Annotated in this window: 23 protein-coding genes; 9 read left to right on the plus strand and 14 right to left on the minus strand. The window is 67.5% G+C overall.

What is annotated here, in order from left to right:
- Nucleotide 1 precedes the first annotated feature (1 nt).
- A complete protein-coding gene (locus tag ASC93_RS28665) occupies nucleotides 2-499 on the plus strand; it encodes a YcnI family protein (protein ID WP_056450857.1) in 498 nt (165 codons plus the stop codon).
- 7 nt (nucleotides 500-506) lie between these two features.
- Entirely contained in the window at nucleotides 507-2,798 is a 2,292-nt protein-coding gene (locus ASC93_RS28670; protein WP_056450860.1) for a TonB-dependent receptor, read from the plus strand.
- A 70-nt stretch (nucleotides 2,799-2,868) separates the two neighbouring features.
- Here the strand turns inward: ASC93_RS28670 and ASC93_RS28675 are convergent, their stop codons facing one another.
- On the minus strand, nucleotides 2,869-3,639 hold the full coding sequence (locus tag ASC93_RS28675; protein ID WP_056450863.1) for a head GIN domain-containing protein: 771 nt from the start codon (nucleotides 3,637-3,639) through the stop codon (nucleotides 2,869-2,871).
- Between the two features lie 309 nt (nucleotides 3,640-3,948).
- Complete coding sequence (locus ASC93_RS28680) at nucleotides 3,949-6,555, minus strand: glycoside hydrolase family 3 protein (RefSeq protein ID WP_056450866.1); 2,607 nt, start codon at nucleotides 6,553-6,555, stop codon at nucleotides 3,949-3,951.
- A gap of 207 nt (nucleotides 6,556-6,762) precedes the next feature.
- Between ASC93_RS28680 and ASC93_RS28685 the strand changes: the two genes are divergently transcribed.
- The gene (locus ASC93_RS28685; RefSeq protein WP_056450868.1) at nucleotides 6,763-7,884 is read left to right on the plus strand and encodes a type IV pilus twitching motility protein PilT; all 1,122 of its coding nucleotides are present in this window, start codon (nucleotides 6,763-6,765) and stop codon (nucleotides 7,882-7,884) included.
- Between the two features lie 19 nt (nucleotides 7,885-7,903).
- Here ASC93_RS28685 and ASC93_RS28690 read toward each other — a convergent pair whose 3' ends face one another.
- The 8 genes from ASC93_RS28690 to ASC93_RS30265 form a co-directional block, all read right to left on the minus strand.
- The gene (locus tag ASC93_RS28690; protein WP_056450872.1) at nucleotides 7,904-8,119 is read right to left on the minus strand and encodes a hypothetical protein; all 216 of its coding nucleotides are present in this window, start codon (nucleotides 8,117-8,119) and stop codon (nucleotides 7,904-7,906) included.
- A gap of 85 nt (nucleotides 8,120-8,204) precedes the next feature.
- Nucleotides 8,205-8,417 (minus strand): hypothetical protein, encoded by a 213-nt coding sequence (locus ASC93_RS31240; protein WP_157202167.1) that lies wholly within the window; start codon nucleotides 8,415-8,417, stop codon nucleotides 8,205-8,207.
- 173 nt (nucleotides 8,418-8,590) lie between these two features.
- The gene (locus ASC93_RS28695) at nucleotides 8,591-9,313 is read right to left on the minus strand and encodes a hypothetical protein (RefSeq protein WP_157202168.1); all 723 of its coding nucleotides are present in this window, start codon (nucleotides 9,311-9,313) and stop codon (nucleotides 8,591-8,593) included.
- Between the two features lie 410 nt (nucleotides 9,314-9,723).
- Entirely contained in the window at nucleotides 9,724-11,004 is a 1,281-nt protein-coding gene (locus ASC93_RS28700) for a cytochrome c (RefSeq protein ID WP_056450876.1), read from the minus strand.
- Nucleotides 11,001-11,723 carry a cytochrome c gene (locus ASC93_RS28705; protein WP_056450879.1) on the minus strand — a complete coding sequence of 241 codons (723 nt, stop codon included), beginning with the start codon at nucleotides 11,721-11,723 and terminating at the stop codon, nucleotides 11,001-11,003. Before ASC93_RS28705 ends, ASC93_RS28700 begins: the two co-directional genes overlap by 4 nt.
- Nucleotides 11,724-11,992: 269 nt before the next feature.
- Nucleotides 11,993-12,334 carry a cytochrome c family protein gene (locus ASC93_RS28710; protein WP_229412914.1) on the minus strand — a complete coding sequence of 114 codons (342 nt, stop codon included), beginning with the start codon at nucleotides 12,332-12,334 and terminating at the stop codon, nucleotides 11,993-11,995.
- Nucleotides 12,335-12,356: 22 nt separating this feature from the next.
- Complete coding sequence (locus ASC93_RS28715) at nucleotides 12,357-13,070, minus strand: 3'-5' exonuclease (RefSeq protein WP_082548415.1); 714 nt, start codon at nucleotides 13,068-13,070, stop codon at nucleotides 12,357-12,359.
- Nucleotides 13,071-13,080: 10 nt separating this feature from the next.
- Nucleotides 13,081-13,653 (minus strand): ProQ/FINO family protein, encoded by a 573-nt coding sequence (locus ASC93_RS30265; protein WP_082548416.1) that lies wholly within the window; start codon nucleotides 13,651-13,653, stop codon nucleotides 13,081-13,083.
- Between the two features lie 614 nt (nucleotides 13,654-14,267).
- Here ASC93_RS30265 and rpoD point away from each other — a divergent pair.
- Complete coding sequence (rpoD, locus tag ASC93_RS28725) at nucleotides 14,268-16,982, plus strand: RNA polymerase sigma factor RpoD (protein WP_056450885.1); 2,715 nt, start codon at nucleotides 14,268-14,270, stop codon at nucleotides 16,980-16,982.
- Here the strand turns inward: rpoD and ASC93_RS28730 are convergent.
- Complete coding sequence (locus tag ASC93_RS28730; protein WP_056450888.1) at nucleotides 16,957-17,904, minus strand: LysR family transcriptional regulator; 948 nt, start codon at nucleotides 17,902-17,904, stop codon at nucleotides 16,957-16,959. The genes rpoD and ASC93_RS28730 overlap by 26 nt on opposite strands.
- Before the next feature lie 128 nt (nucleotides 17,905-18,032).
- Between ASC93_RS28730 and gstA the strand changes: the two genes are divergently transcribed.
- The gene (gene gstA, locus ASC93_RS28735; RefSeq protein ID WP_056450891.1) at nucleotides 18,033-18,638 is read left to right on the plus strand and encodes a glutathione transferase GstA; all 606 of its coding nucleotides are present in this window, start codon (nucleotides 18,033-18,035) and stop codon (nucleotides 18,636-18,638) included.
- A 27-nt stretch (nucleotides 18,639-18,665) separates the two neighbouring features.
- On the opposite strand, the gene ASC93_RS28740 is transcribed toward gstA, so the two are convergent.
- Nucleotides 18,666-19,166: a MarR family winged helix-turn-helix transcriptional regulator gene (locus ASC93_RS28740; protein ID WP_056450894.1), complete on the minus strand. Its 501-nt coding sequence runs from the start codon at nucleotides 19,164-19,166 to the stop codon at nucleotides 18,666-18,668.
- Nucleotides 19,167-19,257: 91 nt separating this feature from the next.
- Here ASC93_RS28740 and ASC93_RS28745 point away from each other — a divergent pair, with 91 nt between their 5' ends.
- The 4 genes from ASC93_RS28745 to ASC93_RS28760 all read left to right on the plus strand — a co-directional run bounded on the left by ASC93_RS28745 (nucleotide 19,258) and on the right by ASC93_RS28760 (nucleotide 23,887).
- Nucleotides 19,258-20,424: an MFS transporter gene (locus ASC93_RS28745; protein WP_056450993.1), complete on the plus strand. Its 1,167-nt coding sequence runs from the start codon at nucleotides 19,258-19,260 to the stop codon at nucleotides 20,422-20,424.
- 161 nt (nucleotides 20,425-20,585) lie between these two features.
- Nucleotides 20,586-21,368 carry a transporter gene (locus tag ASC93_RS28750; protein WP_056450896.1) on the plus strand — a complete coding sequence of 261 codons (783 nt, stop codon included), beginning with the start codon at nucleotides 20,586-20,588 and terminating at the stop codon, nucleotides 21,366-21,368.
- A gap of 11 nt (nucleotides 21,369-21,379) precedes the next feature.
- A complete protein-coding gene (locus tag ASC93_RS28755) occupies nucleotides 21,380-22,993 on the plus strand; it encodes a methyl-accepting chemotaxis protein (protein ID WP_162251960.1) in 1,614 nt (537 codons plus the stop codon).
- A gap of 90 nt (nucleotides 22,994-23,083) precedes the next feature.
- Nucleotides 23,084-23,887 carry a transporter gene (locus ASC93_RS28760; protein WP_056450899.1) on the plus strand — a complete coding sequence of 268 codons (804 nt, stop codon included), beginning with the start codon at nucleotides 23,084-23,086 and terminating at the stop codon, nucleotides 23,885-23,887.
- Nucleotides 23,888-23,933: 46 nt separating this feature from the next.
- Here ASC93_RS28760 and ASC93_RS30270 read toward each other — a convergent pair whose 3' ends face one another.
- The gene (locus tag ASC93_RS30270) at nucleotides 23,934-24,203 is read right to left on the minus strand and encodes a PAAR domain-containing protein (RefSeq protein WP_082548418.1); all 270 of its coding nucleotides are present in this window, start codon (nucleotides 24,201-24,203) and stop codon (nucleotides 23,934-23,936) included.
- A 14-nt stretch (nucleotides 24,204-24,217) separates the two neighbouring features.
- On the minus strand, nucleotides 24,218-25,849 hold the full coding sequence (locus tag ASC93_RS28765; protein ID WP_162251961.1) for a DUF2875 family protein: 1,632 nt from the start codon (nucleotides 25,847-25,849) through the stop codon (nucleotides 24,218-24,220).
- Between the last annotated feature and the right edge of the window lie 109 nt (nucleotides 25,850-25,958).

The raw sequence follows: 25,958 nt of genomic DNA on the forward strand, positions 1-25,958 counted from the left end.
GATGAAAGCATATTGGATCGCCGCCTTGTTCGCGGCGCCGCTGGCGCACGCCCATATCACCGTCGCGCCGGCCAGCGCGCCGGCGGGCGCCTACCAGACGCTCGTCTTCAAGGTCGGCCACGGCTGCGACGGCAGCGCCACCACCGGCATCACGGTGTCGTTGCCCGACGGCGTGACGGCGAAGCCCATGCCCAAGCCGGGCTGGACCATCAACCTCGTCGACGGCAAGCTCGCGGCGCCGCTGCGCATGCACGGGAAGACGATCACGAGCGCCGTGCGCGAGATCACCTGGCGCGGCGGCCCGCTGCCGGACGCGTACTACGATGAATTCACGCTGCAGGCCAGGCTGCCGGACGCGCCGGGCCGCTACGTGTTCAAGGTCGGCCAGCAGTGCGAGAAGGGCCGCGTGGACTGGGCCGACGATGCCGCATCGAAGACGCCCGCGCCCGTGCTGGAGGTGACGCCTGCCGGTATGAGCATGCCGATGCACCATCATTGAGGCACGCATGCGACATCGACATCATCGCCTTGCGCTCGCCGCATGGGCGTGCCTCGGCGCGTCCGCGCATGCCCACGCCGACGACACGCACCTGAACACCGTGATCGTGTCGGGCGGCCGCCCGACGTCGCTGCCCGCGCAGATCCCGACGACGATCGAAGGCATCACCGGTGCCCAGGTCGAGGAGCGGATCAACGCGTTCGACAGCGAGGACGCGCTGAAATACCTGCCCAGCCTGAACGTGCGCAAGCGCTACACGGGCGACTACGACCACGCCGTGCTCGCGAGCCGCGCGTCCGGCACGGGCAACAGCGCGCGCTCGCTCGTGTACGCGGACGGCATCCTGCTCTCGAACCTGCTCGGCAACGGCGCCTCGTACACGCCGCGCTGGGGCCTCGTCACGCCCGACGAGATCGAACGCGTCGACGTGCTCTACGGCCCGTTCGCGGCCGCGTATCCGGGCAACTCGGTCGGCGCCGTCGTCGACTTCCAGACCCGCATGCCGACGAAGCGCGAAGCCCACGTCAAGCTGTCCGGCTACTCGCAGGGTTTCAAACTGTACCGCACGGACGACCGCTACGACGGCTGGCAGGGCAGCGCGGCGCTGGGCGACCGCAGCGGCGCGTGGTCGTGGTGGATCGACGTGTCGCGCATGGACAGCGACGCGCAGCCGATCGCGTTCGCCAACAGGCTGCTGTCCAGCGGCATCCCGAACGGCGGCGGCATCCCGGTGACGGGCGCCGTCGCGGGCCGCAATCCGTCGGACAAGGACTGGTGGCTGCTCGGCGCGACGAGCCGGACGCGCACGGTGCAGGACCACGCGAAATTCAAGCTCGCCTGGGACATCACGCCGACGCTGCGCGCCAGCTACACGTTCGGCTGGTGGCGCAACGATGCCGCGCGCACGGCCGAATCGTACCTGCGCGACGCGGCCGGCAACCCCGTCGTCACGGCGCCCCGCGTGAACATCGACGGCCGCGCGTACGACATCAAGGCGTCCGACTTCGCGCCCAGCCGCGGCACGCTGGAGCATGCGCTGCACGGGCTGTCGCTCAAGAAGCACAGCCGCGCCACGTTCGACTGGGAGATCGCCGCCAGCGTCTACGACTATGCGCGCGATCTCGTGCGCACGCCGACGGTGCCGGTGCCGGATGCGGACACGAACGGCGCCGGCCAGGTCACGGACATGCACGGCAGCGGCTGGAACATGCTGGCATTGAAAGGCATCTGGCGGCCGGATGCCGGCGCGCTGTCCGGCCACACGGTCGAATTCGGGCTGCAGTCCGATCACGCCCGGCTGCGCACCCGCGTGTTCGGCAGCGGCACGGACTGGCTGCACGCGGGCGACGGCCGGCAGGTCTCCATCTTCAACGGGAACACCTGGCTGGAAAGCCTGTACGCGCAGGACAGCTGGCGCATCGCCGACGCCTGGCGCGCCACGCTGGGTGCGCGCTTCGAGCGGTGGCGCGCGTATGGCGGCGAGCTGTCGAACGCCGTGCTGGCGGCGCCGCTGCCGTTCCCGGACCGCAGCGAGACGGCATGGTCGCCCAAGGCCGCGCTGGCGTGGCGCGCGAGCCCGGACTGGACATTGAAGGCATCGACGGGCCGCGCGGTACGCGATCCGACGGCGGCCGAGCTGTTTCAAGGGACTATCGTCGACAATGCGATCGTCAACGGCAATCCGCACCTGAAGGCGGAAAAGTCGTGGACGAGCGAGCTGTCGGCCGAGACGCTCGGCGACAAAGGCTCGCTGCGCGTGACGCTGTTCCGCGAGACGACGCGCGACGCGCTGTATTCGCAGCCGCTGCTGGTGAGCGGCGGGACGACCGTGAACACGGTGCAGAACGTGGGCCGCATCCGCACCGACGGCCTCGAAGTGGCGGCGCAGGCGGACGATGTCGGCGTGCAGGGATTCGGGCTGTCGTCCAGCCTGACGTTTGCCGACTCCATCATCACGGAGAACGCGGGCTTTCCGGCAAGCGTGGGCAAGTGGCAGCCGCGCGTGCCGCGCTGGCGCGCGACGATGCTGGCGACGTGGAAGGCGAACGACAAGTGGACGGCCACCCTCGGCGCCCGCTACAGCGGCCGCCAGTACTCGACGCTGGACAACAGCGACCCGAACGGCAATGCGTACATGGGGACGTCGGACTATCTCGTGATCGATACGCGGCTGCGCTATCGCTTCGACCGCCAGTGGAGCGCGGCGGTCGGGGTGGACAACCTCAACGACCGCAAGTACTGGGCGTTTCACCCGTACACGCAGCGGACCGTGGTGGCCGAGGTGCGTTGGGATCTGTAGCGTGGACGGCGCGGTCCGTGCGGCCGTTCAGCCGCAGCGGCAGGGTGGGCACCCTGCGCCCACCCTACGATCAGCGCGGCGCCGCGCCCAGCCGGCGCACATTGCCCGATCCGACCACGGACCGGGTCACGTGCGGATCGCCGTAGTAACTGACGTCCCCGGAGCCGGCCACCGTCAGGCCCAGGCTCTCCTTCACCCACAAGGTCACGTTGCCGGAGCCCGCCACGGTGACGCTGGCGTTGTCGGCGCGCACATGGGCCAGGTCGACGGTGCCGGAGCCGCCGATCGAGATCGACGTGCTGCGCGCCGTGCCGCCGGCCACCTTGAGGTCGCCGCTCCCGCCGAGGGCGACGTTGACGGTATCGCCCTCGACGCGGCCGACCTTGATGGCGCCCGAGCCGCCCACGTCGAACTTGACGCGGCCGCCGTGCACGACGTCGGCATCGATATTGCCCGAGCCGCCCAGCACGAGGCGGTCGACGCTGCGCGCCTGCACGACGATTTTCAGGTTGCGGGTGCGCAGGTTCGCGTTGTGTTTTGCCCGGATCTTCAGCGTGCCGTCCTCGACGACGGTCTCGATCAGCGGCAGCAGGTTGTCGTCCGTGTCGATGGTGAGACCTTCGCGGCCGCTGCCGCTCTTGATCTCGACATTGCCGGGCAGGGACATCGCGACCCCGTCGAAATGGGCGACGTCGCGCGCCTGGTGCTGGATCTTGCCGCTGCCTTGCACCTGTTCGCTCTTGCCCCAGCTCCAGTCGCCAGCGACGGCCTGCGGCGCGACGGCGATGCAGGCGAGGGCGCAGGCGGCGATGACGAGGCGGCGGGTTTTATTGTCGATCATGATGTTCTCCTGAGTACGTGGATGTTCTCGATGGGTACATCGTAGGCGCGAGGCGGGCGTCACGATACCGGTTTGCGACAGGCCGCACGAAAACCGGACCGGACTGCATGCTCGCGGGGTGAACTGCATATGTTCCGGCGGCGTTCGTCAGATCGTCATCCCGCCGTCAGCGAGGCATCAGCGCGTCGTCGGCACGTTATTAGCACGTCGTTCCCGCGCAGGCGGGAACCCAATTTCGCCGGAGATGGCCGCAAAACTTGGGTCCCCGCCTGCGCGGGGACGACGGGATAGGGCACATCGGGCCAGGACTTATTTTGGCAACGCGGAGGGCGCCCCCGTCACCGCGAGCGCCGCCTTGACGGTCTGCGCGTGGCCCGGCTGGCCGCCGCCCAGGTAGATCGTGTACGTACCCGGCATCACCTTGCGCGCGCCGGCCGCGTCGACCTGCGACAGCGCGCGCGCATCGAGGACCAGCGCGACCCGGGTGCGCTCGCCCGCCTTCAGGTGCACGCGGCGGAACGCCGCGAGCGTCGGATTGGCGGCGTCGCCCGGTTTGGCCACGTACAGCTGGACGACCTCGTCGCCGTCACGCTTGCCCGTGTTGGCCACCTCGACGTCCACGTCGACGGGCGCGCCGGCCGCGATGGTCGGCGCCGACAGCGCCGGCGTACCGTAGCGGAACGTCGTGTACGACAGGCCGTGGCCGAACGGGTACAGCACCTGGCCCTTGAAATAGCGGTAGGTGCGCCCAATCATGCGGTAGTCGCCGAACGCGGGCAGGTCGTCCACGCCGCGGTAGAACGTGACGGGCAGGCGCCCGGCCGGGCTGTAGTCGCCGGCGATCAGGCCGGCCACGGCGTGGCCGCCTTCGCCGCCCGGATACCAGGCCTGGATAATCGCGGGCACGTGCTTGTCGGCCCAGTTGACGGCCAGCGCGCTGCCGCTCATCAGCACGAGCACGGTCGGCTTGCCGGCCGCGACGACCTGTTCCAGCAGGCGTTCCTGCGGCGCGGGCAGGTCCAGGCTGGTGCGGTCGCCGCCCATGAAACCGGGCACCTGCAGCTTGAGTTCCTCGCCCTCCAGGTTGGCCGACAGGCCCGCGACGTACACGACCAGGTCCGCGCGGCGGGCCAGGGCGACGGCCTCCTTGCCGCCGTCGACCGGCGTGCTCCACACGAGTTTCTGGTCGCCGCGCGCGCCGCGCTGCACGGCCTCGATCCTGACCGGATACGTGCGTCCCGCCTGCAGCGTCGCCTTGCCGGCCGCGATCGACGGCGAGTCCACGACGTCCCACGCATCCACGACGAGCTTGCCGTCGACCCAGATGCGGTAGCCGGCATTGCTCAGGAAGCGCAGGCCGTAGTCGCCGGTGCGCGGCGCCTTCAGGTAGCCGGTCCAGCGCGTGGACGCATTGCGGCCGCCGTCCTGCCACGCGGCGCGGGCATTGGTTTCCGTGGCGCCGTGCGCGGTGCCCGCCAGGTCCGGACCGGCGAAGTGTTCGGCGGCGAGGCCGGGCGTGCGGCACGCGGCATCGACACACAGGCTGGCGTCCGGCACCGGCGGCTCGGCCGGGCCGACGAGGCCCGTGCCCGGCGCGTACAGGATCGTCGCATCCGGGAAGCGGGCGCGGATGCCCGCGAGCACGGTCACGGGGTGGGACGGCTGGCCGTTGTAATTGCCGACCAGCGCATCCTCGCTGTCCGCGTTCGGGCCGATGACGGCGATGGTCCGCGGCGCCTTCTTGAGCGGCAGCAGGCCGTCGTTCTTCAGCAGCACCATCGCCTCTTGCGCCGTCTTGAGGGCGACGGCGCGGTGGGCCGGCGTGTCGTTGTCGTCGGGCCGGATGCCCGCGTAGGCCTTGGGCGGATTCGGGTCGAGCAGGCCGAGGCGGATGCGCCCCGCGAACAGGCGCACGAGGGCGCGGTCGATGACGGCCTCCTTCAGCTCGCCGTGGCGCACGGCGTTCGCGATGGGGCCGGCCTCGGTCGTCATCTTGTTGCGGTAGTCGCCGCAGATCAGGTCCATGCCGGCCGTGAACGCGGCGGTCACCGCCTGTTCTGGCGTCCTGGTGTAATGGAGGCTGTCGGCGCGGTAGATATTCGCGGCGGCGCCGCAGTCCGACACGACGAAGCCGCTGAACCCCCAGGCGCGGCGCAGGCGCGCATCGAGCAGGTCGTCGCTGGCGCACGCGGGGACGCCGTTGACGGCGTTGTAGGCGCACATGACGGATGCCACTTTGCCTTCCGTGACGGTGGCGCGGAATGCGGGCAGGTACGTGTCTTCGAGGTCGTGCGGGGACGGGTGGACGTCTTCGCGGTGGCGGTTCGATTCCGGTCCGCTGTGCACGGCGAAGTGCTTGGCGGTGGCGATCGTCTTGAACGAGGCAGGATCGTCACCCTGCAGGCCGCGGATGAAGTTCACGGCGATGCGCGACGTGAGGTACGGGTCCTCGCCATACGTCTCCTGGCCACGGCCCCAGCGCGGATCGCGGAAGATGTTGATGTTGGGCGACCACACGGTGAGACCGCGATACCAGTCCGTGCCGCCGTCCGGGGATCGCGTCGCCATGTACTTGGCGCGGAATTCCGTTGCGATGACGTCGCCCACGTCGTGCATCAGCGTCTCGTCCCACGTGGCCGCCATGCCGACGGCCTGCGGGAACACGGTCGCGTACCCGGCCCGCGCGACGCCGTGCAGGCCCTCGTTCCACCAGTTGTAGCGCGGGATCTTCAGGCGCGGGATCGCCGGCGTGTCGTTGCCGAGCTGGGCGGCTTTTTCCTCCAGCGTCATGCGCGCGACGAGGTCGGCGGCGCGCGCCTCGGGCGTCTGCTGGGCCAGCGCCGGTGCCGCCGCGCACAGGGCGGCCAGCGCGAGCGGGGCGAGCGTGAAGGGGATGCGGCGTGGTTCGTGGTTCATCGTAGTCTCCTGTTATTGGTTTCTGGCGATGCTAACACGAAAATGTCATGCGCTAACAATGAGCGAAAACACAACGCGATGTGGCGGCGACGGCACGTCCGGGGCTTGGTCTTGGAAAAAATATCTTTCCAGTTGGAATTTTGACAGCATGCTGGTTTTATAATCAACGCATCGCTCATCCGAGCCCGTTTGGTACATCGAAGAATGATGGAACACCACCAGTCGTCGCAGATCCCCACCCTGTCGTATATCGAAAACGAAGACCACCCGGTGTTCGGGACCCTGGTCGAGCAGATCCTGCACCTGCTGAATTCGAAGCTGGTGTTTTCCGACATCATCATCCACCAGAACAGTCCGCTGATGCTGCGCCAGCCGAAGGGCCTCGTGGCCGTGACGGATTCGCCCATCACGAAGGAAGAGCTGGAAGAATTCTTCGACGTCATCGAGCCGAACTGGGCCGAGCGCATCGTCGACCGCGCGTTCGACCGCTCGATCGACCTGCACACCGCGCGCATCCGCGCCAACTGCTTCAGCTTCCAGGGCAAGAAGCGCCTCGGCTGCGTGATCCGCCGCTTCCCGAAGGAACCGCTGGCGCTGGACACCCTCGGCCTGCACGCGGACGAGCGCGAATTCGCGCGCCTGACGAGCGGCCTGGTCCTGATCATCGGCGACACGTGCCAGGGCAAGTCGACCACCATCGCTTCCATCCTCGACGAGATCAACCGGCAGCGCTCGGGCCACATCATCACCATCGAAGACCCGGTCGAGACCCTGATCCCGCAGCGCAAATGCATCATCACGCAGCGCGAGGTGGGCGTCGACGGCGACGTCGAAAGCTATTACCTGGGCGCGCTGGACGCGCTGCGCGAGCGGCCGGACGTGATCGTCATCGGCGAAATCCGCGACGCCCAGACGGCCCAGGAAGCGCTGGCGCTGGCCGAGTCGGGCCCGCTCGTGCTGGCGACCCTCCATGCGCGCTCGACGGAACTCGGGCTGCAGAAGATGCTGCGCCTGCTGGGCAATTCGGAAGCGCAGGGCCAGGCCCTCGCACACGCGCTGCGCGGCGTGCTGTGCCAGGCGCTGCTGCCGTCGAAGCAGGGCAACCGTTATCACCTCGCCACGGAGTGCCTGACGCTCAGCCCGGCCGTCGGCGCGATGATCGAGGAGGGCGACCTGGGCGCCATCCGCGCGCACATGAACGCGGGCCGCGGGCCCGGCTGCCACACGATGAACAGCGTGCTGGAAGCGCTGCTGGCGGCGCACAAGGTCGGCGTCGACGACGCGCGCGCCGCGACGACGGACCGGATCGGCTTCGCCGAGATGGTCTGACCGCGATCGGGTAGTGCTGCTATCCGATCGTGTTCATCTCGCTTTCATCCTCGGTGTAGCGCACGGGCGCCAGGTTGTGCCTGGCGATGAGTTCCGGCACGGTCGCCGGGGCGCCCCGTTCGATGCGTTCGTATTCCAGGACGTGATCGAGCATCTCCGCCTCGCTGCAGCGGCCGGGCGTCGCGAATTCCAGCGGTTCCTCGTTATTGCGGTACCAGACTCGATAAATCGGCATGCCAGTCTCCTGATGGTGGATGTCCGCAGTATGCCAGATCGGCCGAGCGCGCCGGCGCCGCGCGGCGCCTGTCGGTGCGTCAGGATCATGCGATCAGCCAGCCCGGGTTGACCGGTACCGGGATCGTGATCGGACGCCCGGCCTGGCCGTCGATTCCAGAAAAATGAATTTTGTCGCAATGTGCGAGCGTTCCCGGATTTCCCCTCAATAGAATCAGTCCATTTGAAGAGCTGATGGCATGACGCCCGACGAATTTCTCGTTCACTTTATCGAGATCCGATATATCGAGATCCGACATGGATAGGGGCGGTCGGTCGACGAACGCTGGTCAAGGTGAGCCTGAGGTTTTTCACGTCCAATCGAGATGCCGGTAGCGCGACAAACGGAACCATTCCGCATTAATGTCCTGAATCGGGTCCGGCCGGCCCACGATGGACGACAGGCCATGCATAAGTTCCCCGGCGCCTTCAATTAATGGAATTTGCGGGAGATTCTCTCGACGTTGATCCCAAAGGAACGGATAAACATTGAATCCGCCTTTACCGTCAATTTACTGACTTCCGCGTTGTTTTCTTTGGCGAGGCCAATAATCCAGTTCGCGACCTCTTTGCGGACATTGTCATCAAGCTTGTCGCCGTCACGGACAAAAAACGTCAAAGCGGGACGCGGCGGGCACGTGGTCCATTTTTTTTCCTTTTTGTCAAACCGTTTTGCGGCACCGCAACCGGAGTGAAACATTGCGACGGCCCGAACAGTAGAGCGGTCCGCATCGGTAACTACCAGCGCCTTTTCGGAAATTGACACCGGGTCGGCGCCGGCGAATAATCGCCTGCCACTCGGCAGAGCGACTTCCGGTTCTGGACGCCCCTTGAACGCAAACTCGAATTGGGAGTCGATCAGGTTGCGGTTGTTCTCCTCGCGTGGAATCGATATGTAAAGCCCTTCTTCGCTTCCAAATAGAATCTGGGCAGCGGAGGCCAGCCTGTCACGGGTGCCATCGGTCGTCCAGTCGAGTGACGTCGCGGAGGCCGACGGGGTTTGCGTGGGAGGGGATGTCTGAGCCGATGCGGATATGACCAATGAAACCAATCCGGCCGCGAAAGCTTTTTTAAGATTTTTCGAACTGATCATGGTTGTTCTTTCCTGGTTGCATTTGGTCGAGCCGGCATTTGAAGGAAGTTGATTTGCAGTCATTGCGTTTCCAGGATGTTCGCAAGATCTTGTTGCCGTGAGTCGGTCTGGTCGGGGCCGTACCAGTTTCTCGGATTATCTACGGCCGCGGCCCAGTTTCCAGTGGCCATCTGCTGCCAGAAGTTAGGCCAGCTCGGGCGATTCGAGTGCACATACCGTGTTTTTATCGGCATCGGCGTTGTCCGCAACGTGATCTGAATTGTCCGCAGGAAGAAACCAGATCAGTTCTCCGGACGCGTTGATTTTATGATTGGGAATGGCGCCATGAAAAATAGAGTGGTGGAGGTGATTGAGTGAGTTTTTAACGAGACAGGCACAGACTGGACATTATTTATGCAAAACGCCCGACTTGCATGTCGATGCGGTCCGGAGTGGAAGGCGTCGCCGTGCCCGCCGGCAGGCATGCTCGCTGGTCAATACAGCGGCACCTCCCGCCACCGGTTGACCTCCGGCGCCGTCACCACCGGCGCCGCATTGCCCCAGCTGTTCCTGACGTACGTCACGACGGCAGCCACCTCGGCATCGTCCAGCTGCGGACTGTACGGCGGCATGCCGAACGGCCGCGGATTGCCGCGCGTGGCCGGCGGAAAGCCGCCGTTCAGCACGATGCGGATGGCGTTGACGGGGTCGCGCATCGTCAGCGCGCCATTGCCCGCCAGCGGCGGATACGCGGGGTGGCCGGCCACGCTGGTGCCGCGCCCGTCGGTGCCGTGGCAATCGGCGCAGTGATGCGCGTACAGTTGGCGGCCCGCCTTCATCACGTCCTCGGGCGGCGGCACGGCAGGCTGGCGCGGCGCAGGTTCGGGCGGCAAGGATTTCAGGTAGACGGCCATCGCGCCCGCATCCGCCTCCGTCAGGTATTGAAGGCTTTGTCCAACCACCTCCGCCATCGGGCCGAAGACGGCGCCGCGCGGTGCGACGCCCGTGCGCAGCAGCTGCACGATATGCGCTTGTTCCCAGTTGCCGAGGCCGGCTTCGTTGTCCGCGTCCAGCGCGGGCGCGTACCAGCCGCTGGTCGCGATCCGGCCGCCGGACAGCCGCGTGCCCGTCGCGCCCAGGCCGTTGCGCGGGCTGTGGCAGGCGGCGCAATGGCCCAGGCCTTCGACGAGATAGGCGCCGCGGTTCCACGCGGCGCTTCGTGCCGGCTGCGGCGCGTACACGCCCGGCTTGAAGTACAGCAGGCGCCAGCCGGCCAGCACGATCTGCCGGTCGTAAGGGAAGCGCAACGCGTGCGGGCGATTCGCCAGGCGCACCGGCGCGAGGCTGCGCAGGTAGGCGTACAGCGCGTCGGCGTCGTCGCGCGTGACCTTTGTCGTGTTCGTGTACGGGAACGCGGGATACAGCAGGCGGCCGTCCGGCGCCGTGCCGTTGTGCAGCGCATGCCAGAAGTCGTCCGCCGTCCAGGCGCCGATGCCCGTCGTCGCGTCCGGCGTGATGTTCGGCGCGTAGAGCGTGCCGAACGGCGTCGCGAGCGCGCGGCCGCCCGCGTACGGCCTGCCGTCGCGCGCCGTGTGGCAGGCCAGGCAGTCGCCGGCGCGGGCGAGATAGGCGCCCCGGGCGATGTTGGCCGGCGTCGCCGCCCACGCCTCCTGCGACCGCGCCGGGATGAATTCGGCGCGCGGCCACGCGAGCACGACCAGGCTGAGCCCCAGCACGACCGACAAACCGGCAGCCCGGAGGACGATGCGTCTCATGGCCGCTCCGGTTCGCTGCCGCAGGCGAGCGGCATCGGGTGGGCGACGTCCGGGGCCGGGGCCGCGTCGTCCGGCAGCGGTTCGCTCGCGAGCCAGCCCGAGACGGCGGCCACGTCCGCCAGCGACAGCCGGCCGGCGATCGTCGCCATGCAGTCGGGGGCGTTGGCATGCCGGGTGCCGTTGCGCCAGGCGCCGAACTGGGCGTTGATGTAGTCGCGCGGCAGGCCCAGCAGGCCCGGGATCGCGGGCAGGGCGCCCGTCAGGCGCTGGCCGTGGCAGGCGACGCAGGCCGGTACCTTCGACACCGCGTCGCCGCGCGTGACGAGTTCGCGTCCGCGTTCCAGCTGGTCCGCCGGCAGGCTCGTGCGCGCCAGCACGGGCGCGGGCAGGTGCTGGGTCGAAAAATACGCGGCGATCTCGCGCAGGTAATCGTCGGACAAAGGCGCGACCATATACGTCATCAGCGGAAACTGGCGGCGGCCGGCGCGGAAGTTCTGCAGCTGGTTGTACAGGTAGCCGGCCGGCTTGCCGGCGATGCGGGGGTAGTAGCGCGGTCCCGCCGTCGGCGGCGGTGCGGACGGGCTGCCGTGGCACGACGTGCAGGCGGCGACGCGCTGGGCCAGGGTGTCCGGCACGCCGCGCTCCGGCTGGGCCGGCGCCGGCGCCGCGTGCAGGATGGCGGCGAGGAGCACGGCGGAGCGGAGAACCGGGACGGACATGGCATTCCTGTGGTTGACGACTTTACAAGGCGCATGATACCGCGTCGTCTTGAAGGTCACGCAATCTTTCGAAAACACTAACTTAGCGCATACGTCACGCGTGGGCACGTTTCATTTGAGGCCCCGGCCTCAAATGCCCACCCTACAATCGGTGTAAGTGGAAAGCGATAACGCGGCCACTGCTCGAACGATTCCCGTAGGGTGGGCACCTGTGCCCACGCGGAACGCCAGCACATCGGATACGTCACGCGTGGTCACGGCGTGCCACCCTACCAACGGCGGAGGTAGGCCAGCAGGGCGGCCAGGTCGCGGTCGTCGTGGATGCCCCAGAAGCGCATCTTCGTGCCGGGTACCGTCTTGTCCGGATCGCGCAGGAAGGCGGACAGGGTGCGCTCGTCCCAGACGATGCCGGATGCCTTCATGGCGTCGGAATACGCGAAGTCGGCCGTCGTGCCCGCGCGCCGGCCGAACAGGCCGTTCAATTGCGGGCCGAAGCCGCCGCGCGCGTTCGGGCCGATCTGGTGGCAGGACGCGCAGGTCTTGAAGACGGCCGCGCCGTCGACGGGACCGTCATGGCGCGAGCAGCCCGCCAGCGCGAGCAGCATGCCCATGCATGCGACTGCGGCACGCATCTTATGAAGTACGCGGCTTCGGCTGCGCTGCCCGCACCGGGCCGCCGGCGAGCGGTGTCAAAGGCAGCGGGGGCGGCGGATTCGCGCGCCAGTGGCGGTAGATGCGCAGGGCCACGTGGGCGTCGTCCGCCGCGTACAGGATCTGCTTGTCGGACAGGCGCGGCAGCGCCCAGTTGGTCGTCGTGATCTTGCGCGACTTTTGCAGGCGCTGGCCGAAGAAGCGCGCGACAGCCGTCTTGGCGCCCAGCGCGTTGCGTTCGCCGCGGCGCAGGGCGGTGGAGAGATCGAGTACGTTGCGCGTCTCGATCCCCAGTTTGGCGCGCAGGCGGCGCAGGTCGTCGCCGAGGCCGAAGCCGACCTTCAGGATCGCGGGCGATTCCAGCACGGCGCGCAGGACGTCGATGCCGGGGACGGCCGCCGGGGCGGCACCCTCCGGCGCGGCGCCGTCCGCATGATCGGGCGCGCGGGCGGCGGGCCGGGGCATGCCGATCTGGAACAGGTAGGCATGCGCGTCCGTTGCCAGCTGCACGAGGTGCGGCCCGGTCGATTGCTCGCCCTTCTGGAACGTGGGTTTCGACTCCGTGTCGAAGCCGATCGCGTCGGACGCCAGCAGCGCGGCCAGCGCGCCGTCCGCGTCCTGGCGGCTACGGACGAGGCGCACATCGGCCAGCGCGATGCCCTGGTAAGGGGGGAGGTCGTCCTCGGCCTCGCTCATCCGGGGCCGCTCAGCGCTTGGCGAACTTGGATGCCAGCTGCTGCAGCTTTTCCTGGCGCTTGCGGTCGGATTCCGCCGCCGCGGCCGCATCGCGCTCGGCCTTCTTGCGCTCGGCTTCCTTCTTGAAGCGTTCCTGCAGGAGTTCCTTGGCGTGCTGGCGGTGGGTGTCCGTCACTTCGGCGCCCGGATTGCCGTCCAGGTCGTAGCGCAGGGTGGCCTTTTCCATCGCGCGCAGATAGCGCATCGAGCCCGTGTGGATGCCCAGCGCGGCGCGCATGGTCTTGCGGTTCAGGCCGGGCAGGCGGGCCAGCACCTGCTTGTCGATGCCGATCGCCAGCGGCAGGCAGTCGCGGAAGGCCTTGAACTGCTGTTGCAGCTGCTTCAGCAGGGCGCGCGGCGACTGGACTTCAGCGCCGGCGGTCGACGCGGCGGCGGCCGGGGTTGCGGCTGCGCTCGCATCGTGCGCGTCGGCTTCCGGGACCGGAGCCTGCGGCGCACCGTCGGCAGGATGCGCGTCGGGAACGGCGTGGGTGGCGTTTTCGGTGGCCTCGGGGAGCTCGGCGACAGGACTCATCGTATTCATTGACTTCATGGTAAGAACGGGAAGCGGAAGGATAGCATGGCCGCGCCCCGCGCGTGCGCCGCTCAGCCGTGTAACGGATCGTTTTGTTGACCAAATGACTGTTATTTCCTGCATGTGCAGCGGCGCGCGGCCGAGAAATCGTGTATCATCCGCCCCTTTCCTTGCGCACGGTTTGCGCCGACGCAGCCAGGATCTGGAAGAGGAAAAGGAAATATGCGGCTGAGTGATATCCCTTATCGGATATTTCAATTATCGCTAAACATTTCCTTGACGCATAATGCGTAGGTCTCCTCTATTTCTCACCTGGAAAATAGATTCAAGCCCGTTGTCTGACGGGCTTTTTTTCGTTCCGACATGCTAAGCCGCTATTTCAACCACTCACCGTTCCGCCCGATCCCCTTGTGCGCGCGTGCCGCAGCCCGTCCAGGCTGCCCGGTACGACGCCCGCCGAGCGGGCGCAGCGCCAGGAGTGCTTGATATCCAGGTTTCCGCCCTTAGGTAAGACCGTCCTTCTCGGGCCATCCCCATCATCCCCGCCCTCCGGGGTCCGCACTGCGGGCCAGGTGGGTTATTGACTTCGCAGGCGCGCGCCACGCCTCGACTGGAGAAATTATATGAAAAACACCGCCAAGACCCTGACACTGACAGCGAAGAAAGCGCCCGCCAAGAGCACCGCGCAGCTGTCGGTGCCGAAGACCGCGACTTCGTATTTCCTCGAAACGGAAGCGGCCGCCAAGGTGACGGTGGTGAAGACCCGTTCGCGCCTGGCGTCGCTGAAGGCGGTCCAGACCGACGCCGGGCAGGTCTCGCAGCCGGAAACGTCCGACGCCGTCGCGGCCGACGTGCAGACCGCGGACAGCGCCATGCCGGCCGCGGCCGAACCGGCGGACGTGTCCGCCGTCGACGCCGCCGAACCGATGATCGTGCCGGGCGTCGCCGCCGTGGCCTTCGACGAGGCGGACGGCGCGCTCCCGACGCCGACGGCGCCGGCCGCGCCGCCGGTCATCGTCAAGAAACGCATGTCGCGCCTGGCCGCCTTGACGCCGGCCGACGCCCCGGCCGTGGCGGAACCCGTTGCCGCCGCGCCCGCAGCACCGGCCGTCCAGGCCGCCGAAGCGTCGGATCCGGCCCCGGCCGCGCGCGTCGTGCGCGCCCGCACCGCGCGCCGCATCGAGCCGTCGGCCGCGGCGACGACGTCCACCCAGCCGACCGGCACCGTCAGCACGACGACCGACGCCGCCGCGCTGGCCGCGATCGACACGTCCGGCTATCTGCTGCCGCAAGTGAAAGTGCCGGGCCGCCGCGGCCGCAAGCCGAGCGAATTCGTGCCGGAGAACGACGAGATCGCGGCGCTGAACGCCGTCGAGCGCGCCGAATTGAAGGCCGTGTCGAAACTGCGCGAGCGCAAGGCCAAGGGCGGCGCCAACCTGTTCGGCGCCGCGGAAGGCTTTTCCAGCGAGGAACTGGAAAAGCGCCGCCAGCAGCTGAAGAACCTGATCAATATGGGGAAGGAGCGCGGCTACCTGACCCATGCGGAGATCAACGACCACCTGCCGGAAAACATCATCGATCCGGAAGCGATCGAAGGCATCATCGCGACGTTCAACGACATGGGCATCGCCGTCTACGAGCGCGCGCCGGAAGCGGAAATGATGCTGCTGTCCGACGCCGTCGTCACCCCGACGAGCGAGGACGAGGTGGAAGCGGCGGCCGCGACGGCGCTGTCGACGGTCGACTCCGACTTCGGCCGCACCACCGACCCCGTCCGCATGTACATGCGCGAAATGGGCGCCGTGTCGCTGCTGACGCGCGAGGGCGAGATCGCCATCGCCAAGCGCATCGAGGACGGCCTGAAGGACATGGTGCAGGCGATCTCCGCGTGCCCGGTGACGATTTCCGAGATCATCGCGCTGTCGCACAAGATCGCCAAGGACGAGCTCAAGATCGATGACGTCGTGGACGGCCTGATCGATCCGAACGAAGGCACCGCCGCGAGCGCGCCCGTGAGCAGCGCCGGCGACGAGGACGACGAGGACGAGGACGACGTCGGCGAAGAAGAGGACGACGGCGGCGCGGGCGGCAGCGCCGCGGCCGGCTATTCGGCCGAGCAGCTGGCCGCGCTGAGGAAGGGCGCGCTCGACAAGTTCAGCACGATCGAAAAGCAGTTCGACAAGATGGGCCACGCGTTCAAGACGCAGGGCTACGGCTCGCCGGCCTACACGGCGGCACAGGAAGTGATCTCGACCGAACTGCTGGGCATCCGCTTCACGGCCAAGGTCGTGGAAAAGCTGTGCGACACGCTGCGCCACCAGATGGACGAAGTGCGTTCGATCGAACGCGCCGTGCTGGACATCTGCGTGAACCGCTGCGGCATGCCGCGCGCCCACTTCATCAAGGTCTTCCCGGGCAACGAGACGGACCTCGAGTGGGTGCAGCGCGAAGTCGACTGCGCGTATCCGTACAGCGCCGTCCTGAAGCGCAACGCCCCGGCGATCCTGGAACTGCAGCAGCGCATGATCGACCTGCAGGCGCGCGTGGCGCTGCCGCTGGCCGACCTGCGCACCATCAACCGCCAGATGGCGGCCGGCGAAAAGCGTGCCCGCACGGCGAAGCGCGAAATGACCGTGGCCAACCTGCGTCTCGTGATCTCGATCGCGAAGAAGTACATCAACCGCGGCCTGCAGTTCCTCGACCTGATCCAGGAAGGCAACATCGGCCTGCTGAAGGCCGTCGACAAGTTCGAATACCGCCGCGGCTATAAATTCTCGACGTACGCGACGTGGTGGATCCGCCAGGCGATCACGCGTTCGATCGCCGACATGGCGCGCACGATCCGCGTGCCGGTGCACATGATCGAGACGATCAACAAGATGAACCGCATCTCGCGCCAGATCATGCAGGAAACGGGCAGCGAGCCGGACATGGCGACCCTGGCGACGAAGATGGAGATGCCGGAATCGAAGGTGCGCGAGATCATGAAGATCGCGAAGGAGCCGATTTCGATGGAAACGCCGATGGGCGAGGACGGCGACTCGCAGTTGGGCGACTTCATCGAGGACAACGCGACGCTGGCCCCGCTGGACGCCGCGCTGCACGCCTCGATGCGCAACGTGATCAAGGAAGTGCTGGATTCGCTGACCCCGCGCGAAGCGAAGGTCCTGCGCATGCGCTACGGCGTCGAGATGTCGAACGACCACACGCTGGAAGAAGTGGGCAAGCAGTTCGACGTGACCCGCGAACGCATCCGCCAGATCGAAGCGAAGGCGATGAGCAAGCTGCGCCAGCCGTCGCGCTCGGACAAGCTCAAGACGTTCCTGCAGAACCAGTAAGGCTGTTCCGCGTGGGCACGGGGTGCCCGCCCGACCGCCGGGTTGCCGAATCGTTCTTGCGCAGTCCTGCCAGCAGGGCCTGCACCGGGCGGGACGCCTTGCCGGCGTCGGAGCAGACCAGGCCGAACTCGCGGTGGACAGGCGGGCTCAGCTGCATCACGCGCAGGCCGCGCTGGTCTTCCGGCAACGTCGATTCGGGCACCAGGGCTGCGCCCATGCCCTCGCGTACGAGCATGCAGGCACTGGCCCAGTCGCGCACGGTCACGCGCACGTCCGGCAGGCGCAGGCCCGCTCGCTCCACCAGGCCCTGTCCGTGCTCGGCGCAACCGCCGGTGGCGAGGATGAAGGGCAGGGCGGCCACTTCCTCGAGGGTGACGCCGTTCCCGCTGGCGCGCCGGCCCAGCGGATGACCGGAAGGCAGTACCGCCACCCAGGCATCGCGTCCCAGTATCGCTGCGGCGCGGCCCGGCGCGGGATTCAATACGACGCCCAGCTCCACCGTGCCGGCGTCCAGCCATTCTTCCACTTCCTCGTCCGTGCCTTCGAGAACCACCAGTTCAATGCCGGGATGGCGACGGCGGAAATCCCGCAGCAGTCCAGGCAGCAGCAGCGCGATCACCGATGGAAAACAGGCCAGACGGATGCGCCCGCCTTTGAGGCCCCGGCTGTCGTCCGACAGCACGCGGATCGCATCGAGGTGCGCCACCATCGCACGGGCGTGCCCAATCGCTTGCTCGCCCAGCGCGGTGACGCCGATGCGCCGCCGCTCGCGGGTGAACACCTGGAATCCCAGCGCCGCTTCCAGTTGCGCGATGGCCTGGCTGGCGCCGGACTGCGTGATGCCCACGCGCTCGGCGCCGCGCGACACGTTGCCGGCATCGGCCACGGCGACCAGCAGGCGCCAGTGCAGGAGATTCATCATGTCGATCAGTAGCTCAGCTAATACATGGAAAATTGAACATTAATTTTACAGGCTGATGCCCGGCGCGGACACTGCCATGCGGCGCCGGCAACGTGCCGCGCCTGCCTGTCAACGTTCCGAGGAGTTCCATGAAGCTGTACTACGCCCCCCATACCTGCTCGCTGTCGCCCCATATCGTGTTGCGCGAACTCGGCCTGCCGTTCGATCTCGTCAAGGTGGACAACCGGACCAAACAGACCGCGGACGGCCGCGATTTCCGCACCATTAATCCCAAGGGCAACGTGGCCGCGCTGGAACTGGACGACGGCCAGGTCCTGACCGAAGGTCCGGCCATCGTCCAGTACCTGGCCGACCTCGAGCCGGAAAGCGGGCTGGCGCCGCGCGCCGGTACATGGGGACGGGTGCGGCTCCAGGAATGGCTGAATTTCGTGACCAGCGAGATCCACGCCGGTTCCGCGCCGTTGTTCAATGCCGCGCTTCCCGAGGAAACCCTGGCGTATTTCCGCAACCGGCTGTTCAAGCGATTCGATTTCCTGCAAGACGTTTTGCGCCATCAGGACTATCTGGCGGGCGCGTCATTCAGCGTCGCCGATGCCTACCTCTTTACCGTGCTGGGCTGGTGCAGGTTCTTCGCCATCGACCTCGGTCGCTGGCCGGCGCTGCAGGCGTACGCGCAGCGGGTCGGCGCACGGCCGGCCGTGCAGGCGTCCTTGCGCGCCGAATCCATGGCGTGACGGCTGGCGCCGGGAGCGGCGTCTGCATCAGCCCGACGCCTTGCCGCCGGTCGAGACGAGCAGCTTGGCCAGCAGTGCCGACAGTTGCGCCTGCTCCCCGTCCGTCAACCCGGCGACGACCGCCTGCTGGTTGGCGACATGCCCGGTAACGGCCTCATCGATGAGGGCGAGTCCCGTGGCGGAGAGCGCCACCAGGGTTCCCCGTCCGTCCCTGGGGTTGGGCTGGCGTTGCACGAGCCCGGCCTTTTCCAGGCGATCGATGCGGTTCGTCATGCTCCCGGACGAGATCATGGCCGCTTCGTAGAGTTCGGTCGGGGTCAGCGCATACGGCGTCCCGCTGCGCCGCAGCGTTGCCAGCACGTCGAATTCGCCCGGCTGCAGGCCGAAGCGCGCGAACAGCGGATTCAGGTGGTCGCGCATGATGACCACGCCCGCTTCGCCCAGCCGTCCCAGCAGGATCATCGGTCCCATGTCGAGGTCCGGCCGCTCGCGCGCCCATTGTTCCGCTGCTTTTTGTGCTCTATCCATGTTTGCAAGTATCTTGATGTAGAGATAAAATATCTTCACATCAAATTATATGGAACGCCGGTTGCACGGCAAAGGGTTCCGGGAAGTCTTCATGTCGAAATCACTCAGCGCATTTGCATTTCCGGCAGCGATCGTGCTCGTCGGTATCAATCTTCGTCCCACCATGGCGACGATCGGGCCGTTGCTCGACGTGATCCAGCATGAGACAGGGTTGAGCGATACCGGGGCAAGCCTGCTGACCACGCTTCCGGTCGCACTGATGGGACTGTGCATGCTGGGCGCTGGCCGCCTGCAAGCCGCCTTTGGCGACCGCCGGGGCATCGCGTCCGGCGTGCTGCTCATCATGCTGGCCTGTCTGGGGCGCTGGGTGTGGATCGGTGCCGGCGCGCTGCTCGCCACGGCGGTCGCCGGCGGCATCGGCATCGCGATGGTCCAGGCGTTGATGCCGGCCGTGATCCGGCAGCGCGCGGGAACGCGGGCGGCGGGGCTGATGGGGATCTATTCGACGGCGATCATGGGCGGGGCGATGATCTCCAGCGCGGCCAGTCCCTGGCTGGCGCAGGGACTGACATGGACGGCGGCCCTCGGCGTATGGCTGCTCCCGGCCCTGGTGGGACTGGTTGCCTGGTGCCTGGCCACGTCGCCGTCCGACGTGCTGCCCGTGCATGCGGTACGGCGTCCGGTCCATCGCAAGCGGCGCGGCTGGCTCTTGCTGGCTTTTTTCGGCCTGGGCACCGGTGCCTACACCCTGGTCCTGGCATGGCTGCCGCCGTTCTACACCCAGCTCGGCTGGACGGCCGAGGCGGCGGGAGCGTTGCTTGGCGCCCTCACGTGCGCGGAAGTGGCGTCGGGAATCGCGGTCTCCGCATTGATCGGCCGTGCGCCCGACCGCCGCGCGGCGCTGCTCGTGGCGATCGGGGCGCTCCTCGCCGGGATGCTCGGCTTTTCCGTCGCGCCAGCCGTCCTCGCGTGGCCGGCGGCGGTGCTGGCCGGATGCGGCATCGGCGCGCTGTTTCCCCTGTCGCTCATCGTCGCGATGGATCACGGCGACAACCCGGCGGATGCCGGTGCGATCGCGGGATTCGTTCAAGGCGGCGGCTATCTGCTGGCGGCGGTTCTGCCGTTCATCGCCGGACTGCTGCGCGAGTACCTCGCGGATCTCGCCCCCGCATGGTGGCTGATGGCCGCGCTCTGCCTCGTGCTGGCGGCCGTCGCGGTTCCGTTGCGTCCCGGCCATCGTATTTCCTTCCAAAACTGATACGCTGCGTCGGGCATGCAGGACCGACAAGGTTTTGTTGTGCCGGTCCGACATAAGTTGTCGAACGAAAAATGGTTCCGACGGGAAATTCAAATTCCGTCTGGCAATACCTAGCCGGCTTGCGGATACTTGGCACATCGTTAGTTCCCGTTTCGCTGCTCATGTTCCCCTCCCGTTCCTGTTTCCTCCTGCTGGCCGCCTGCGGCCTGCCGCTGGCCGCATCGGCCGCCGCCGACGATTCGATTGCCACCGACCGTCCCGATTTCGTCGAATCCAGCCAGGTCGTCGGCCGTGGCCGCCTGCAGCTGGAAACCAGTCTGCAGTGGGAGCGCGACCGCGCCGATGGCGTCACGGCCCGCACGCTCACCACGCCGACCCTGTTGCGCATCGGCGTGGGCGACACGACCGAGCTGCGCTTCGAGACGGACGGCCGCACCGTCGCGCACGCGGGCGGCGGCGGCGCCGGCGCCGGTTACGCGGACACGTCGGCCGGCATCAAATGGCACACGGCCGACCAGAGCGGCGCGGCGCCGTCGCTGGGCGTCCTGCTGCATGCCGACCTGCCCAGCGGCAGCACGGCCCTGCGCGGCTCGGGCGTGCGGCCGTCGTTGCGGCTTGCGGCCGAGTGGGAACTGGCCGATGGCCTGTCGTTCGGCGTCATGCCCGGCGTCGGCACGGACAACGACGAACGCGGCGCCCGGCGCGGCTACGGCATCCTCGCCGCCACGCTCGGCAAGGACCTGGGCGAACGCCTGCACGGCTTCGTCGAACTGGCCGCGCCCCGCGTCGCGCGCGCGGACCGCGGCGGCACGCAGGCGAGCTTCGACACCGGCGTGACATGGCTGCTCGCGCAGGACATCCAGATCGACGCCGCGCTGACCCGCGGCCTGAACCGCCGCACGGCCGACCTGGGCATCGGCCTGGGCCTGTCCGTGCGCCGCTGAAGGAGAACACCATGCTGAACCGCTTCACCATCCGCCAGCGCATGCTTGCCTGGAACGTCGCCGCCATCGCCTTCGTCGTGATGGTCGGCGCCATCGGCGAACTGGCCGTCAGCCAGCTCGACGGCGCCATGGACGCCATCACCGCCAACGGCAGCGCCATCCGCCAGCAGATGGAAGCCGACCAGACCCACGACGCGCTGCGCGCCGACGTGCTGGCCGCGTTGCTGGCCGGCGAAAACGACGACGCCGCCGCGCGCGACGCCGCGCGCCGCGACGCGACCGAACACACGGCCCTGTTCCGCAAACTGATGGCGGACCTCGACGCCCAGGTGACGGACCCGGCCATCCGCGCCGCCATCCAGACCGTCAAACCCGACGTCGACGCCTACCTGCAGAGCGTCGACAAGATCGTCGCGCTGGCGCTGCGCGATCCCGCCGCGGCGCGCGCCGTCTTTCCGGCCTTCATGGACCGCTTCCACGTACTGGAAAAGAGCATGGAGGCGCTGTCCGAGCGCATCGAGTCCGCGTCGGAAGCGACCCGCGCGGACGGCGACACGACGGTGCACGCCGCCCGCGTGCGCGTCGTCGCCATGGCGCTGGTGGCCGTGCTGACGACGTTCGTCGCGGGCCTGCTGCTCGTGCGCTCGATCAGCCGCCCGCTCGACGAGGCCATCGACCTGGCCGACCGCATCGCGGCCGGCCGCCTGGACGCCGACCTGGCGTGCGCCGACGACGACCGCAGCGAGACGGGCCGCCTCAAGCGCGCGCTGAAGGCGATGCAGGCGAGCCTGCGCCGCATCGTCGGCGACGTGCGTGGCGGCACCGAGGCGATCGCGGCGACGACGGCGCAAATCGCCGCCGGCAATGCCGACCTGTCGCGCCGGACCGAAGCGCAGGCCGCGGCGCTGGAAGAAACGGTGTCGTCGATCGAACAGCTGACGGCGACGGTCCGCCAGAACGCCGAGCACGCACGCCAGGCCGACAGCCTGGCGGCATCGGCGTCCGAGGTGGCCCGGCGCGGCGGCGCCGTCGTCGGCCAGGTGGTGGACACGATGGGCGCGATCGACGTGGCGTCGCGCCGCATCGTCGACATCATCGGCGTCATCGAAGGGATCGCGTTCCAGACCAACATCCTCCCGCTGAACGCCGCGGTGGAAGCGGCGCGCGCCGGCGAGCAGGGGCGCGGCTTCGCCGTCGTCGCGGGCGAGGTGCGCACGCTGGCCCAGCGCGCCAACGCGGCGGCCGGCGAGATCAAGGGACTGATCGACGACTCCGTGGCCCAGGTCGACCTGGGCAGCCGCCTCGTCGGCGAGGCCGGCGCCACCATGCGCGACGTCGTCGACAGCGTGGGCCGCGCCACCGCGATCATGGGCGAGATCAGCACGGCCAGCCGCGAGCAGGAAGAGGGCATCGGCCAGGTCAACCGGTCCATCGGCGAGATCGACGGGGCCACGCAGCAGAACGCTGCGCTCGTCGAACAGGCCACGGCCGCCGCGGGCGCCATGCAGCAGCAGGCGGAGCAGCTGCAACGCCTCGTCGCCAGCTTCGTCCTCGACGCGGCGCCGGCGGCCGCGCTGCGGGACCCGCTGCCGCAGGCCGCCGTGCCGCGCCTGGCGCTGCACTGATCATTACGGTTTGGACAGGAAGGGCCCGGCGTACGTGCACGCGGGGCCGTCCTTGGCATACTGTCGGCATGTGCGTTACCGATAGCCTCCATGCCGATGCCTCTGCGTTTTCCCCTCGTTGCCTGCCTCGCGGCGGGCGTCCTCGCCGTCCCGGCCGCCCGCGCGGAGGATGACACCATCAACCCCGACCGTCCCAACGTCGCCAATTCCAGCCAGGTGGTCGGCGCACGCCGCGTGCAGCTGGAGACGGGCGTGCAATGGGACCGCCAGCGCGATGACGACGCGCACGTGCGCACGCTCACGACGCCCACCCTGTTGCGCATCGGCCTGTCCGACGCGCTGGAGCTGCGCGTGGAAACGGCCGGCCGCACGATCGCGCACGCGAGCGACCCCGCCACGGGCGCGCACACGACGGGGGCCGGCTGGGCCGATGGCGCGGCCGGCGTCAAATGGCATGTCGGCGACCAGGACGGCATGCGGCCGGCGGTCGGCCTGATCGCGGAAGCGGCCCTGCCGACGGGCAGCGCGGCGCTGCGCGGCACCGGGTTCCGGCCATCGCTGGACGTGCCGGCCGAATGGGATCTCGGGAACGACTGGTCGCTGGGCGTGATGCCGGGCGTCGGCCGCGATAGCGACGACGCCGGGTCGCATTACACGTACGGCGTGTTCGCGGCGTCGCTCGGCAAGGCGTTCAGCGCGCGCCTGCACGGCTTCGCGGAAGTGGCCGCGCCGCAGATCGCGCGGGCGGCGCATGGCGGGACGCAGTCCGTGCTCGACGCGGGCGCGTCGTGGCTCGTGAACAGCGATTGCCAGCTCGACGCGATGGTCGTGCATGGGTTGAACCGGAACGTGCCGGGGCTCAGCCTGGCGTTCGGGATATCCGTCAGACGATAGTCCCGAACGTCGTCCCATCGAGCGCGGGCCAATGCGCGGGCCAACGCTATACCTTCGTACTGAAGTGCTTGAAACTCGAGATAAGTTTTGCCCCGCAACTGAGACTGTCGCCGTCGAAGGCAATGTGTTTTCCGCCGATCGTGTGATGCGGCGACCCACTGGCAATCGTGCAGCCCGAGTGGCCGGGGATGGGGCAACTGCACGTGTCGCCCACGCACGCGACTGGAATCCCTTGCACCTTGAAGTTGGACGCGCCGGCGCTGATCACCTTGCCGCCATGGGTAGTGGCGTCGCCCAGCCGGATGACATTTTTCATGACGAATGTGCTGGTTACTGGGTTGCCGGAACGGCGTAGTTCGCGGGATCGATCGCCATCGACCTGATACTGCGGAATACATCGCCGCGCGCCTTGTCCTGCGTCTTGCGTTTTTCGTCGGACGGCGGACTGATGAAGATGAAACTCGCCTCGTGCGGATCGCGCAGGTTGACCGCCAGGCTTGGACCACCGGCCCGATAACTGCCCATCACGCCAATCGCCATCTCCATGAACAAGGTGGCCGCACCGGTGTTGCCGAGGCGCCGATCGATATTGATGAACTTGTCGAGTTTTCCGCTGTCGATTTCGGGCCCCCCTTGTGCGGCGAACTGGTGCAGCATGCCTTCGAGCGCGACCAGTTGCGCCGTTTGGTTGTTGGTGGCGGCGATCACCCGCGCCGGTCCTTTGGCTCGCTCGGTTTCGGGCAGGGTGCGCAGCGCCTCCTGCAAGCCATCCATCAGCGCCTTTTCGCGGGCATCGCGGCGGGCGAGGGGCTTGCCGTGCTCGTCGGTAGTTTTCACGAAAACGGGCCGATGGATGAAGCCGAGCGTTGCCATCTGGTCGAATTGTTGCAACTGTAGCTTGCTCCAGGGGATGGGAAACCACGGTGTCGGCTTCCAGTCCAGCGGCGGTCGATGCCTGGCGTTGAATTCACGGTCCAGGAAGCTGATCTGGCCGGTGCCGCGGATGTCCGGGCGCTTGCTGAATTTGGCGGCGTATTCCAGCCATTCGGCGGCGGTTACGATCCGACTTTCCGCCAAATCGGGGTCGTTCGGGCGAGGCACCGATTTCTGTAATTCGAGGTGGCCCAGGAAGAGGCGTCGCGCGACGCCGTCGCGATTGAGCACTTCCATCGGGGTCCGATAATCGTCGATGTCTTCGTAGGCGAAAGGACGGATCGGATCGACCCGTTCGCGACGCGCGAGGACGAAGAGCGCCGACGAGTCGGGCATTTCGGGAACGTAGTAACCTTCCTTGACCAGTGGCGGCGAACCGGGGCGGCGAAACATGTCTCGGACATCCATGCCATCGTCCGAGTTCAACACGACATAAGGGACATCAGGATTTGCGTCAAAGAATTCGAAAACGTCTTCGAGGATGCGGTCCGGCCGTTCGGCAAAGCGCGCCGGACCGGCCACGAACAGGCTGGTGGCCATGCCGGACGATTCAGTCGACGCGGCGATTCCGATGTCGGGCATCAGCGGATTTCCTGCATATTTGCTCTGGTCCGGCGGCCTTGCGTTGAAGACCGGTGTTCCCCATTCCGTTACGGTATATCCGGCACCGTTTTCCAACGTGTCGCCACTGCGCCCGCCGCTCTGCCCAAGCTTGTCAAACATCGTCCAAGGATATTTTTTGGGATCATGCTCGCGAAGCGATGTGTACGGGTTACCGGACTGTAGTGCTTCCCACAGTTTGCCCTGCCGGTATTTATCCAGGGTGACGCCCAGATTGACCACTTCAAGCACGTATTCGCGCCGCCCTTGCTCGGTATGCGCAGCCGCCAACTGTTCGCGGGCTTTCGATGCTGCTGTTGAAGCCTGCGCCTCGCGAGTGTCGGCTTCGCGTGCCGCCAGCACCCAGCGGCCCCCAAGTACTAGCCCAATCCCTAATGCGATTGCTAGAAGCCACCATGGTTTGTTCATTGAAACCTCCGTCCGATTGGGTGCCGCGATTGTGGTAATTGAAAACGTGAGAAGTGATACTGGCACCAGATAGAACGCTGCGGCGGCTAACAATCGTTTCGCTGCCGAA

It is taken from the genome of Massilia sp. Root335 (assembly GCF_001425685.1).
GTDB lineage: Bacteria > Pseudomonadota > Gammaproteobacteria > Burkholderiales > Burkholderiaceae_D > Telluria > Telluria luteola.